12 protein-coding genes are annotated in these 12,263 nt (G+C 70.3%); 1 reads left to right on the top strand and 11 read right to left on the bottom strand.

Annotated elements, in window-relative coordinates; genetic code table 11:
* Nucleotides 1-26: 26 nt before the first annotated feature.
* The 4 genes from upp to ACO2TI_RS10825 are packed head-to-tail and all read right to left on the bottom strand — an operon-like array spanning nt 27 to nt 2,915.
* A complete protein-coding gene (upp, locus tag ACO2TI_RS10840) occupies nt 27-653 on the bottom strand; it encodes a uracil phosphoribosyltransferase (protein ID WP_423284223.1) in 627 nt (208 codons plus the stop codon).
* Nucleotides 654-689: 36 nt separating this feature from the next.
* The gene (locus ACO2TI_RS10835) at nt 690-1,439 is read right to left on the bottom strand and encodes an SIR2 family NAD-dependent protein deacylase (protein WP_423284221.1); all 750 of its coding nucleotides are present in this window, start codon (nt 1,437-1,439) and stop codon (nt 690-692) included.
* A gap of 5 nt (nt 1,440-1,444) precedes the next feature.
* Complete coding sequence (gene rlmB / locus ACO2TI_RS10830; protein ID WP_423284220.1) at nt 1,445-2,194, bottom strand: 23S rRNA (guanosine(2251)-2'-O)-methyltransferase RlmB; 750 nt, start codon at nt 2,192-2,194, stop codon at nt 1,445-1,447.
* Between the two features lie 34 nt (nt 2,195-2,228).
* A complete protein-coding gene (locus ACO2TI_RS10825; RefSeq protein ID WP_423284219.1) occupies nt 2,229-2,915 on the bottom strand; it encodes an ABC transporter ATP-binding protein in 687 nt (228 codons plus the stop codon).
* On the opposite strand from ACO2TI_RS10825, the gene ACO2TI_RS10820 reads away from it, so the two are divergent.
* Nucleotides 2,914-3,588, top strand: coding sequence for an arylesterase (locus ACO2TI_RS10820; protein WP_423284218.1), 675 nt, complete (start codon nt 2,914-2,916; stop codon nt 3,586-3,588). The two genes, ACO2TI_RS10825 and ACO2TI_RS10820, sit on opposite strands and share 2 nt — an antisense overlap.
* A gap of 115 nt (nt 3,589-3,703) precedes the next feature.
* Here ACO2TI_RS10820 and ACO2TI_RS10815 read toward each other — a convergent pair whose 3' ends face one another.
* From ACO2TI_RS10815 to infB, 7 genes are all read right to left on the bottom strand, one after another.
* The gene (locus ACO2TI_RS10815; protein ID WP_423284216.1) at nt 3,704-3,946 is read right to left on the bottom strand and encodes a hypothetical protein; all 243 of its coding nucleotides are present in this window, start codon (nt 3,944-3,946) and stop codon (nt 3,704-3,706) included.
* Between the two features lie 50 nt (nt 3,947-3,996).
* Nucleotides 3,997-5,121 carry an enoyl-CoA hydratase/isomerase family protein gene (locus tag ACO2TI_RS10810; RefSeq protein WP_423284215.1) on the bottom strand — a complete coding sequence of 375 codons (1,125 nt, stop codon included), beginning with the start codon at nt 5,119-5,121 and terminating at the stop codon, nt 3,997-3,999.
* Nucleotides 5,118-6,026, bottom strand: coding sequence for a DMT family transporter (locus ACO2TI_RS10805; RefSeq protein ID WP_423284213.1), 909 nt, complete (start codon nt 6,024-6,026; stop codon nt 5,118-5,120). The genes ACO2TI_RS10810 and ACO2TI_RS10805 overlap by 4 nt, the downstream gene beginning before the upstream one ends.
* Before the next feature lie 123 nt (nt 6,027-6,149).
* Nucleotides 6,150-7,967 carry a translational GTPase TypA gene (gene typA / locus ACO2TI_RS10800; RefSeq protein ID WP_423284211.1) on the bottom strand — a complete coding sequence of 606 codons (1,818 nt, stop codon included), beginning with the start codon at nt 7,965-7,967 and terminating at the stop codon, nt 6,150-6,152.
* An 11-nt stretch (nt 7,968-7,978) separates the two neighbouring features.
* Nucleotides 7,979-8,923 (bottom strand): tRNA pseudouridine(55) synthase TruB, encoded by a 945-nt coding sequence (truB, locus tag ACO2TI_RS10795; protein WP_423284210.1) that lies wholly within the window; start codon nt 8,921-8,923, stop codon nt 7,979-7,981.
* 4 nt (nt 8,924-8,927) lie between these two features.
* Nucleotides 8,928-9,314 (bottom strand): 30S ribosome-binding factor RbfA, encoded by a 387-nt coding sequence (gene rbfA, locus ACO2TI_RS10790; RefSeq protein ID WP_423284208.1) that lies wholly within the window; start codon nt 9,312-9,314, stop codon nt 8,928-8,930.
* Nucleotides 9,315-9,398: 84 nt separating this feature from the next.
* Nucleotides 9,399-12,251 carry a translation initiation factor IF-2 gene (gene infB / locus ACO2TI_RS10785; protein ID WP_423284207.1) on the bottom strand — a complete coding sequence of 951 codons (2,853 nt, stop codon included), beginning with the start codon at nt 12,249-12,251 and terminating at the stop codon, nt 9,399-9,401.
* Nucleotides 12,252-12,263 lie beyond the last annotated feature (12 nt).

Genomic DNA, 12,263 nt, shown 5'->3' with positions numbered 1-12,263 from the left:
CCGCGCGGCCGGGCCCGAGCTCGGAGCTACTTCGTCCCGAAGATCTTGTCGCCCGCGTCGCCGAGGCCCGGGATGATGTAGCCCTGCTCATTGAGATGGCTGTCGATCGCCGCGGTCCAGCAGCGCACCTCCGGATGCGCCGCGGAAAGCGCCTTGCAACCCTCGGGCGCGGCCACCAGCACGAGCGCGCGGATGTCCTGGCAGCCCTTGCGCTTGAGCAGGTCGACGGTCGCGATCATCGAGCCGGCGGTCGCCAGCATCGGGTCGATGATCAGCGCGGTGCGCTCGCCCAGGTGGCCGACGAAGTTCTCGAAGTAGTGCTCGGGCTGCAGCGTGTCGTGGTTGCGCGAGAGACCGACGACGCTGATCTTCGCGTTGGGCACCATGTCGAGCACGCCGTCGAGCATGCCCAGGCCGGCGCGCAGGATGGGCACGACGGTGACCTTGCGGCCCTTGATCTGGTCGACCAGCGTCGGGCCGCTCCAGCACTGGATCTCGGTTTTCTCGAGCGGAAAGTCGGCCGTGGCCTCGTAGGCGAGCAGGCGCGCCACCTCGGCGGTCAGCTCGCGGAACTTCTTGGTCGAGATGTCGGCCTCGCGCATGAGGCCGAGCTTGTGCTTGACGAGGGGATGCTGGACTTCGATGACGGGCATGGCGGCGGCCCCGGAATGCGGACTTCGATGGGGCGATTAGAGCGCATCGAGCAGCGCCGGCAGCACGGCCGCGGCCGTGCCTTGCAGGCGCAGGTGCGCCACCTCGTCGAGTTCGCTGTCGTGCGGGTTGACGACGATCACGCGCGCGCCGGCGCGGCGCGCCGCATGCGCGAGGCCGGCAGCGGGCCACACGGCACCCGACGTGCCGATCACGAGCATCGCGTCGCAGCGCTGTGCGGCCCGCTCGGCCGCTGCGAGCGCGGCCGCCGGCAGCATCTCGCCGAACCACACGACGCCCGGACGCACGAGGTTGCCGCAGACCGCGCAGCGCGGCGGCGTGCCCGGCTGGGCCTGCGCGAGATCGCAGGCGTGAGATCGGCGCTCGAGCCAGCGGTCCTCGAGGATGTCGCCGTGCAGGCGGATCACGCCTGTGCTGCCGGCGCGCTGGTGTAGGTCGTCGACGTTTTGCGTGACCAGCGTGACGCGGCCGGGATGCCTCGCCTGAAAGGCCGCCAGCGCGCGGTGCCCCGCGTTCGGTTCGGCGCGCCGCACGCCTTCGCGCCGCTCGGCGTACCAGTTCCACACGAGCGCCGGATCGGCGCGAAAGCCCTCTTCACTGGCGAGCTGGGCCGGATTGAACCTGGACCACAGCCCGGTCAAGGCATCGCGGAAGGTCGGGATGCCGCTCTCGGCGGACATGCCCGCGCCCGTGAGCACCGCGATCGATTCCGCTTGCGACAGCCAGGCGCGCGCCGTCGTGGCCAAGGCCTCGAGCGCCGCGTCCATGCGCGTCAGCCGCGCCGCTGGCGCAGCGCCTCGTACAGGCACACGCCGCTGGCCACCGAGACGTTGAGGCTCTCGACGGCCCCGCTCATGGGGATCGAGACCAGCTCGTCGCAGGTCTTGCGCGTGAGCTGGCGCATGCCCGGCCCTTCGGCGCCCAGCACCAGGGCGGCGGGCCGCACGAGATCGCATTCGTAGAGCGTGCGCGGCGCGTCGTCCGAGGTGCCGACGATCCAGATGTCGCGCTCCTTGAGCTCGTTCAAGGTGCGCGCGAGGTTGGTGACCATGAAGTACGGCACCGTCTCGGCAGCGCCGCTGGCGACCTTGGCGACCGTTGCGTTGATGCCCACCGCGTGGTCCTTGGGCGCGATCACCGCGTGCGCGCCGGCGCCGTCGGCCACGCGCAGGCAGGCACCGAGGTTGTGCGGGTCGGTCACGCCGTCGAGCACCAGCAGCAGCGGCGGGCCTTCCACCGCGTCGAGCAGGTCGTCGAGCGACTTGGGCTGCGCCACCGGCTGCACGCGCGCGATCACGCCCTGGTGGCGATGCGTGCCGACCAGCGCGTTGAGCCGCGCGTCGTCGAGCTCGATGACGCGCAGGCCGGCTTCGTCGGCGCGCGCGAGCAGCTGGCGCATGCGCGCGTCGCGCCGGCTGCCGTCGACCATCAGTTCGTCGATCGATCGCGGCGCGGTCTTGAGCCGCACGGTGACGGCGTGAAAGCCGTACAGCAGCCTGGCTTGGGAGGGGTTGGACGGCATAGGGGCGCCATTATCGGCGCGCCCCTGCGCAGGCTCAGAGGATGGGATGCTCGAGCGCGACGCGCCCGGCCTCGATGCGGATCTGCCGGTCGCAGCGCGCCGCGATGGCGCGGTCGTGCGTGACCAGCACCAGGGTCGTGCCGCGCTCGCGGTTGAGCTCGAACATCAGCTCCATGACCTTCTCGCCGGTCGCGAAGTCGAGGCTGCCGGTCGGCTCGTCGGCCAGCAGCAGCGCCGGCTCGACGACGAAGGCGCGCGCCAGCGCGACGCGCTGCTGCTCGCCGCCCGACAGCAGCTTGGGATAGTGGCCCAGCCGCGCGCCCAGGCCCACGCGCTCGAGCATCGCGGTGGCACGCGCACGCGCGTCGCCGGCACCGCGCAACTCCAGCGGCAGCATCACGTTCTCCAGCGCGGTGAGGTTGGGCAGCAGCTGGAAGCTCTGGAACACGAAACCGACCTTCTGGGCGCGCAGCGCGGCGCGCGCGTCCTCGTCGAGCACGAACAGGTCGGTGCCGGCGACGCGAACCGTGCCGCGGGTGGGAACATCCAGCCCGGCGACGATCGAAAGCAAGGTGCTCTTGCCGGAGCCGGAAGCGCCGACGATGGCGGCGGACTCCTGCGGCTCGAGCGCGAAGTCGATATCGTCGAGGATGGTCAGCGTGCCGGTCGAGTCCTGCACCTGCTTGGTGACATGCTCGACGGCAATGATGGGTTCACTCATGGACGACCGATCTCAAAGCAACAAGGGCGCCGGGTGGCGCCGGCGCGACTGTATCGCGGGCATTGCGGCGCTCGTTGCGGCGGGCCTTTGCGCCTCGCCGGCGGGCGCGGCCGAGGCCAAGACCGTGCTGATCGTCGGCGACAGCCTGTCCGCGGAGTACGGGTTGTCGCGCGGCAGCGGCTGGGCCGCCTTGCTGTCGCAGCGGCTGGCGCAGCAAAGGCCGCCGGCGACGGTGGTCAATGCCAGCGTCAGCGGCGACACCACCGCGGGCGGGCGCTCGCGGCTGGCGCCGCTGCTTTCGCAGCACAAGCCCGACGTCGTGGTGATCGAACTGGGCGCCAACGACGCGCTGCGCGGCCTGCCGCTGGCGACGACCGAGGACAACCTGCGCGCGATGGCGCGCGCGGCCAAGTCGGCCGGCGCCAAGGTGCTGCTGCTGGGCATGCAATTGCCCCCGAACTACGGCCGCAAGTACGGCGAGGAGTTCGCCGGCCTGTACGCCAAGGTCGCCAAGGACGAAAAGACCGCCTTGCTGCCCTTCTTCCTCAAGGGCGTGGCAGACGTGCCCAACGCGGCCGAGCTGTTCCAGGCGGACCGCATCCACCCGAACGAGAAGGCGCATCCGACGATGCTCGCCAACGTGTGGCCGATGCTTCAGCCGCTGCTGAAGTGAACCACCCCCGAAGCGCCTGCGGCGCCTCCCCCGCGAGGGGCCGACGCCAGCGTGCCGGCAAGGCCGGATCCGCGGCGTCCGCTGGACATGGGCCCGCTCAAAGCCTTGACGTCGTTCAGACGTCGAGCGCGAAGACCTGCGCCAGCTCGCGTTCGGCGAAGCTGTGACCGGCCAAGGCGGCGTCCCACTCGGGCTCGGCGGCGCCGCTGTTCGGCGTGAGGCCGGAGATCATCACGGCCACCTCCTCCGACGAGGCATCGAAGTCGGCCACCTGGCGCCGCTCGGCGTCGAACAGCCGCGCCAGCATCTCGCCGGCGGCGTCGATCAGGACCAGGTATTTCGCGGGTTTGCGGTGCATGCCAGGCCCTCCCTGTCGAGCCTGGCATCAGCGTAGCACCGGCGCGCGACTTAGACGAGATCGCGCAGCGGGTGGGCGAAGGCCGGCCAGGGACTTCGGAAGAACGGCGCCACCATCTCGGGCGCGAGGTCCTCGATGCGCGCCGGACTCCAGCGCGGCGCGTGGTCCTTGTCGATCGCCAGCGCGCGGATGCCCTCGACCGTTTCGCTGGCCGCACCGCGGCGCAGCTGGAAACAGTGGCGCACCAGATCGCGCTCGAGCCGCAGGTCGTCGGCCAGCGTCATCGTGCGCGCGCGCCGCACCAGCTCGAGCGTCACCGCCAGCATCAGCGGCGAGCGCTGGCGCAGCGCGTCGAGCGTGGCGCGCGCCCAGTCGCCGCCGTCGGCGGCCAGCGAGTCGACGATGGCCTGCAGCGAGGGCGCCGCGAAGTGGCGATCGATCGCCGCGCGCTCGTCGCTGCCGAGCCTGGCCGCGGCAGGTGCGAGCGAGCGGGCCCGCACCACGGCCAGCGCCTGCTCGGGCGACTCGATCGGCTGGTCGGCCAGCGCCTCGACGAGCGCCGGCAGCTCGGCTGAGGCGACGGTCACGTCAGCGAGGTCGAGCGCGATCGCGTCGGCCGCACCCAGCACCTGGCCGGTCAGTGCGAGGTACTCGCCGGTGCGGCCCGGGCAGCGCGCAAGGAACCAGCCGCCGCCGACGTCGGGGAACAGGCCGATGTGGGTCTCCGGCATCGCCAGCTTGCTGTGCTCGGTCACCACGCGCAGCGCCGCGCCCTGGCTGATGCCCATGCCCCCGCCCATGCAGATGCCGTCCATCAGCGCGATGTAGGGCTTGGCATAGCCGTGGATCAGGTGGTTGAGCGCGTACTCCTCGGTGAAGAAGTCTTCGAGGCGCGCGTCGCCTTCGAGCGCCGCCTGGTGGAAGAAGCGGATGTCGCCGCCGGCGCAGAAGGCCGGCGCCTTGCCTTCGCGACCCGCGCCGCGCACCAGCACGGCCTTCACCGCGTCCTCGTCGCGCCAGTGCAGCAGCAGCGCGGTCAGGTCGCGGATCATCGGCAGCGACAGCGCGTTGAGCGCCGGTGCCCGGTTGAGCGTGACGAGGCCGAGCGCGCCGCGCACCTCGGCCAGCACCTGGCCTTGGCTCACCAGCGCCGGCAGCGGGCGAAGAGTCGTCATGCCAGTCTCCTTGTCGTTCTCGTCGTCAGGGCCAGGGCTTCGTTGGCAACCAGCGCGCCGAGCACCAGCGCGCCGCCGGTGAGCGCGGTATCGGCCGGCCGCTCGCCGGCGCCGATCCAGGCCCACAGCGTGCCGAACACCACCTCCAGCAGGCCCAGCAGGGCAATCTCGGGGCCGGGCAGCTCGCGCGTGAGTCGCACGACGATCAGGCAGGGAATCGCGAGCTGCACGACACCCAGCATGCCGAGCAGGCCCAGGTCGTGCGCCGTGGCCTGCAGCGGCCAGGCCAGCGGCAGCGTCACCGCGGCCGAGATCACGGCGCCGATCAGCACGGCCGGCAACATGTCTTCCTGCGGCGCGTCGGCATCCGGATCGCCTGCGCCATGCGAGATGTGCTGCAGCACCGTCCAGTTGATCGCCGCCGCGAGCGGCACCGCCAGCGCGATCAACGTGCCGCCGAGCGAGGCGCCCTGCCCTCCCGCGTCGCCGGCGAACATCCAGGCGATCCCGGCGCCGCCGACCGCGATCGCGATCCAGGTGCGCGGCGGCAGGTGGTGATGCAGGAAGATCCGCGCGAACAAGGCGGTGATCAGCGGACCGATCGCCATCGTGATCAGCACGTTGGCCACCGTGGTCAGCGTGATCGCGACCATGAAGGCGGTGTACATCACCGACCAGCACAGGCCGGAGATCCACAGCGCCTTGGAGCCCGTAGCGATCTGGCGCCACAGGCCGGCGCCGCGCATCGCGCTCAGCGCGACCGCCAGCGCGATCGCGTTGAACAGGCTGCGCCAGAAGGTGACCTCGAAGCTGCGCGCGGCATCGAGGTGGCGCGTCACGACGCCAGCGATGCTCCACAGGAGTGTCACCACGATCATCAGCAGCACGGCCCGACGATGCGTCATTCGAGATCGAAGTTGAGAGGACCGCGAAGCGGTCCGGGCAATCACTGAATGGAGCCCCCTCCCGGAGGGGGCTCGGGGGAGCCCATGTTCGGCGCGCCCGCGTGCGGCGGGCGAGGCGGCTGCTTAAGCGGCCTCGCGCGACGCGCGCTTGCGCTCGTGTTCCTTGAGGAAGCGCTTCCTGAGCCGGATCGACTTCGGCGTGATCTCGACCAGTTCGTCGTCGTCGATGAACTCCACCGCGTACTCGAGCGACAGCTCGATCGGCGGCGTGATCTTGATCGCGTCCTCCTTGCCGCTGACGCGGAAGTTGGTCAGCTGCTTCTGGCGCACCGCATTGACGACAAGGTCGTTCTCGCGCGAGTGGATGCCGACGATCATGCCCTCGTAGACCGGATCGCCGGCCTTCACGAACATGCGGCCGCGGTCGTCGAGCTTGCCGAGCGCGTAGGTCACGATCTCGCCGTCGTCCTGGCTGATCAGCACGCCGTTCTTGCGGCCTTCGATGTCGCCCTTGAAGGCTTCGTAGCCGTCAAAGATGTTGCTGATGAGGCCGGTGCCGCGCGTGAGGTTCAGGAACTCGTTCTGGAAGCCGATCAGGCCGCGCGCCGGAATGCGGTATTCCAGGCGCACGCGGCCCATGCCGTCCGGCTCCATGTTCACGAGCTCGCCCTTGCGCAGGCCCAGCGCCTGCATCACGCCGCCTTGGTGCTGCTCCTCGACGTCGGCGGTGACGAGCTCCATCGGCTCGTGCTTCTCGCCGTTGACCTCGTGGAACACCACGCGCGGCTTGGAGACGGCCAGCTCGTAGCCTTCGCGGCGCATGTTCTCGAGCAGGATGGTCAGGTGCAGTTCGCCGCGGCCGGAGACCTCGAACACGCCGTCTTCGTCGGTGTCCTTGACGCGCAGCGCGACGTTGCTCTGCAGCTCGCGGTCGAGGCGGTCGCGGATCTGGCGGCTGGTGACGAACTTGCCCTCGCGGCCGGCCAGCGGCGAGGTGTTGACGCAGAAGTTCATCGTCAGCGTGGGCTCGTCGACCTCGAGCATCGGCAGCGGCGCCGGATCGTCGATGTCGGTCAGCGTGACGCCGATGCCGATGTCCTCGATGCCGTTGACCAGCACGATGTCGCCCGGGCCGGCCTCGGTGGCCTGCACGCGCTCGAGGCCTTCGAACTTGAGCACCTGGTTGACCCGCGCCTTGAACGGCGTGCTGTCCTCGCCGGCGAAGACCGCGACGTCCTGCATGGGCTTGAGCGTGCCCTGGTTGATGCGGCCGATGCCGATGCGGCCCACGAAGGTGGAGTAGTCGAGCGAGCAGATCTGCAGCTGCAGCGGGCCGTCGGCATTGCCTTCATGCGGCGGCACGTGCTTCAGGATGGCGTCGAACAGCGGCGCGAGATCCTTGCCCACGGCGCCTTGCTCCAGCGTCGCCCAGCCGTTCAGGCCGGAGGCGTAGACGATCGGGAAGTCGAGCTGCTCTTCGGTGGCGCCGAGCTTGTCGAACAGGTCGAAGGTCGCGTTGATCACGTAGTCGGGGCGCGAGCCGGGGCGGTCGACCTTGTTGATCACGACGATGGGCTTGAGGCCCAGGGCCAGCGCCTTCTTGGTCACGAAGCGCGTCTGCGGCATCGGGCCCTCGACGGCGTCGACCAGCAGCAGCACCGAGTCGACCATCGACAGCACGCGCTCGACCTCGCCGCCGAAGTCGGCGTGCCCCGGGGTGTCGACGATGTTGATGTGCGTGCCCTGCCAGCTGACCGCGCAGTTCTTGGCCAGGATCGTGATGCCACGCTCCTTTTCGAGGTCGTTGTTGTCCATCACGCGCTCGGCGACCTTCTCGTTCTCGCGGAAGGTGCCGCTTTGGCGCAGCAGTTGGTCGACCAGGGTGGTCTTGCCGTGGTCGACGTGGGCAATGATGGCGATGTTGCGGATGGGCGTACTCATAGGACTCTCTCTCAAGCCACCAGGGCCTGGACTTCGATCGGGCTCAGCAGGCGGTCGGGGATCAACTCGCCGGCGGTGATGTGGGCGGCGCCCAGCAGCGCCTTGGGCTGCGGGCCGTAGACGCGCACCTGCGGCCGATCGGGCTCGCTGGGCAGGCGGCGGCGCAGGCCGCTCAGGAAGCGGCCGGCCTCGGATTGGTCGAGCCGCACCGCGGGCCAGTCGGCCAGCAGCGCATCGGGCGAGCGCAGCAGCGCGTCGCGCTCGCCGGCTTCCATGGCCTGCAGTGCGTCGAGCGTGACGGCGTCATCGACGCGCAGCGCGCCGCTGGCGGTGCGGCGCAGCGCCGCGAGGTGCGCGCCGCAGCCCAGGCGCTCGCCGATGTCCTCGGCGAGCGTGCGGATGTAGGTGCCCTTGCTGCAGCGCACGTCGATCACCAGCTCGTGGGCCGCAGCATTCCACGCGACGATGTCGATCGAATGAATCGTCACCGCGCGCGGCGTGCGTTCCACCTCGACGCCGGCGCGTGCGTATTCGTACAAGGCCTTGCCGTCCTTCTTGAGCGCGCTGTGCATCGGCGGCAGCTGCTCGATCGCGCCGGTGAAGGCCGCGCAGGCAGCCTGGATCGCCTCGTGCGTGACGCCGTCGACCGGGCGCTCCAGCAGCACCTCGCCCTCGAGGTCGCCGCCGGCGCGGGTCTGGCCCAGGCACAGCGTCGCGCGGTAGTCCTTGTCGGCGTCGAGGCTGACCTGCGAGAACTTGGTCGCGGCGCCGAAGCAGATCGGCAGCAGGCCGGTGGCCAGCGGGTCGAGCGTGCCGGTGTGGCCGGCCTTCTCGGCGCGAAAGATGCCCTTGGCCTTTTGCAGCGCGTCGTTGCTCGACCAGCCCAGCGGCTTGTCGAGCAGCAGCACGCCGTGCAGGGCACGGCGAGGCTGGCGTTGGCGCGGCACGGCGGTCATGGGCTCAGTCCTGGCTGCCGCCATCGTCGCTGTCGAGCGCGCGCGTCGCGTTCGCCCGCGCGATCAGCGCGTTCATGTCGGCCGCGCGTTCGGTCGTGCGGTCGAACTGGAAGTGCAGCGTCGGCACGGTGTGGATCTGCAGCCGCTTGAACAGGCCGTTGCGCAGGTAGCCGGCGGCCTCGTTCAGCGCCGCCTCGCATTCCTGCGGGTCGCCGATCAGCAGCGAGAAGTACACCTTGGCGTGGGCGTAGTCGACCGACACCTCGACGGCATTGAGCGTGACCATGCCGATGCGCGGGTCCTTGAGCTCGCGGATCAGCCCGGCCAGGTCGCGCTGGATCTGGTCGGCGATGCGCAGCCCGCGGTTGGGAATCGAACGCTTGTGTCGCATGGTGGGCTCCTTCGCAGCCGCTCCAAGTACAAACCCCGCCGTCTTTCGAGCGGCGGGGTTCGCTGATGGAGCGACGCCGCCGGTTTACAGCGTGCGGGCGACTTCCTTGATCTCGAAGAACTCCAGCACGTCGCCTTCCTGGATCGCGTTGTAGTTCTTGATCGTCAGGCCGCACTCGAAGTTCTCGCGAACCTCGCGCACGTCGTCCTTCATGCGGCGCAGGCTGTCGAGCTCGCCGGTGTAGATCACCACGTTGTCGCGCAGCAGGCGCAGGCGCGCGCCGCGGCGCACGACGCCGGAGGTGACCATGCAACCGGCGATCGAGCCGATCTTGGAGGCCGTGAACACCTGGCGGATCTCCGCGGTGCCGATGACCTCTTCCTTCTGCTCGGGCGCCAGCATGCCGCCCATCGCCGCCTTGATCTCGTCGACCGCGTCGTAAATGATGTTGTAGTAGCGGATGTCGACGCCGTTGCCTTCGGCCAGCTTGCGAGCGCCGGCATCGGCGCGCGTGTTGAAGCCGATGATGACGGCCTTGGACGCGATCGCGAGGTTGACATCGCTCTCGCTGATGCCGCCCACCGCCGCGTGCACGATCTGCACCTTGACCTCGGGCGTCGACAGCTTGAGCAGCGAGGCCGCCAGCGCTTCCTGCGAGCCCTGCACGTCGGCCTTGATGATCAGGGGCAGCATCTGCGCCGCGCCCGCGCCCATGTTCTCGAACATGTTCTCGAGCTTGGCGGCCTGCTGCTTGGCCAGCTTGACGTCGCGGTACTTGCCGGAGCGGAAGGTCGCAATCTCGCGCGCACGACGCTCGTCGGCCAGCACCATGAACTCGTCGCCGGCAGCCGGCACCTCGGTCAGGCCCTGGATCTCGACCGGAATCGACGGGCCGGCCTCGGTGGCGGGCTTGCCGTCTTCGTCCAGCATGGCGCGCACGCGGCCGTAGGTCGAGCCGGCCAGCACGATGTCGCCGCGCTTGAGCGTGCCCGACTGCACCAGCACGGTGGCGACCGGGCCGCGGCCCTTGTCGAGCGTGGCTTCGATCACCAGGCCCTTGGCCGGCGCGTCCTTCTGCGCGGTGAGCTCCAGCACCTCGGCTTGCAGCAGCACCTGCTCGAGCAGGTCGTCGATGCCCTGGCCGGTCTTGGCCGACACCGGCACGAACGGCGAGTCGCCGCCGAAGTCTTCCGGCACGACCTCCTCGGCCACCAACTCGCTCTTCACGCGCTCGGGGTTGGCGTCGGGCTTGTCGATCTTGTTGATCGCGACCACGATCGGCACCTCGGCCGCCTTGGCGTGATGGATGGCCTCCTTGGTCTGCGGCATGACGCCGTCGTCGGCGGCCACCACCAGGATGACGATGTCGGTCGCCTTCGCGCCGCGGGCACGCATGGCGGTGAACGCCTCGTGGCCCGGCGTGTCGAGGAAGGTGATCACGCCGCGCTCGGTCTCGACGTGGTAGGCACCGATGTGCTGGGTGATGCCGCCCGCCTCGCCCGCGGCAACGCGCGAGCGGCGGATGTAGTCGAGCAGCGAGGTCTTGCCGTGGTCGACGTGGCCCATGACCGTGACCACCGGCGGGCGCGGCAGCGCCTCGGCAGACGTGCCTTCGGCGACTTCCTCGGCCAGGAAGGCTTCCGGATCGTCCAGCTTGGCGGCGAACGCCTTGTGGCCCATCTCCTCGACGAGGATCATGGCCGTCTCCTGGTCGAGCTGCTGGTTGATCGTGACCATCTGGCCCAGCTTCATCAGCTGCTTGATCACCTCGCTGGCCTTGACCGACATCTTGTGCGCCAGGTCGGCGACCGAGATGGTCTCGGGCACGTGCACCTCGTAGACCTGGGCCTCGGTCGGCGCGACGAAGCTCGACTCGCCGTTGCCACCGTCGCGGCCACCGCGACGCGAACCGCCGCGCGGGGCCTTCCAGCCGCCGCGGGTGTCGGTGCGTCCCTTGTTGGTGCCGGCCGCCGCGCGCTTCTTGGCGGCGTCGTCGGCCCAGCTCGAAGACAGCTTCTCGGACTTGACCGCCTTCTTGTCGCCCGGCTTGGCACCGGCCGGCGCGGCCGCGGCTGCGCCCGGCGCGGCCTTGGGCTTGTGGATCGTGCCCTTGATGCCCTCGCCTGCCGGCTTGGGCGGCTCCTCGGGCTTCTTGGCGACCTGCACGCCCTTCTTGGGCGCGGACATCATGGCGCGGATCGCGGCTGCCTCGGCCTCGGCGGCCTTGCGGCGCTTCTCGAGCTCCGCCATGCGCTGGGCCTCTTCGGCGGCCACGTCGGCGGCCCTGACGACTCGCACGGTCGGCTTCGCCGGCTCGGGCGCCTTGACGGGCTCGGCCGCAGCCACGGCGGGCGGCGCGACATCGCTGACCGGCGCCGCGGCGGCGGCAGCGTCGGCCTTCGCGGCGGCCTCGGCCGCAGCCTTCTCGGCAGCGGCCTGCTCGGCGGCAATGCGCTCGCGCTCGGCGGCTTCGGCGGCCTCGCGGCGCGCAAGTTCGGCGGCCTCGCGCTCGCGCTGCTTGGCGGCGAGTTCCTCTTCCTGGCGGCGCAGCAGCTCGGCCTGGCGATTGGCCTCTTCCTCGCGGCGCGCGAGCTCGGCGTCATCGACCACCGGCGCCTTGGGCGCTTCTTCGGCGGTCTCGTCGCGCTTGACGAAGACGCGCTTCTTGCGCACCTCGACCTGGATCGTGCGCGCCTTGCCGGAGGCGTCGGCCTGCTTGATCTCGGAGGTCGACTTCTTGGTGAGCGTGATCTTCTTGCGCTCGCCGCCGGTGCCGTGGGCGGTGCGCAGGTAGTCGAGCAGGCGCTCCTTGTCGGCTTCGGTCAGCGCATCGTCGCTCGAAGCCTTGGCGACGCCGGCGGACTGAAGCTGCTCGAGCAGGGTCGCTGCCGGGCGGTTCAGCTCGGCGGCGAACTGAGCGACGGTGGTCACTGCCATGTGGTGTGGTCC

It is taken from the genome of Caldimonas sp. KR1-144, from assembly GCF_049446155.1.
Taxonomy (GTDB): domain Bacteria; phylum Pseudomonadota; class Gammaproteobacteria; order Burkholderiales; family Burkholderiaceae_C; genus Rivibacter.
The sequence above is the reverse complement of the archived record's forward strand: the minus strand, read 5'-3'. Positions and strand labels throughout refer to the sequence as shown.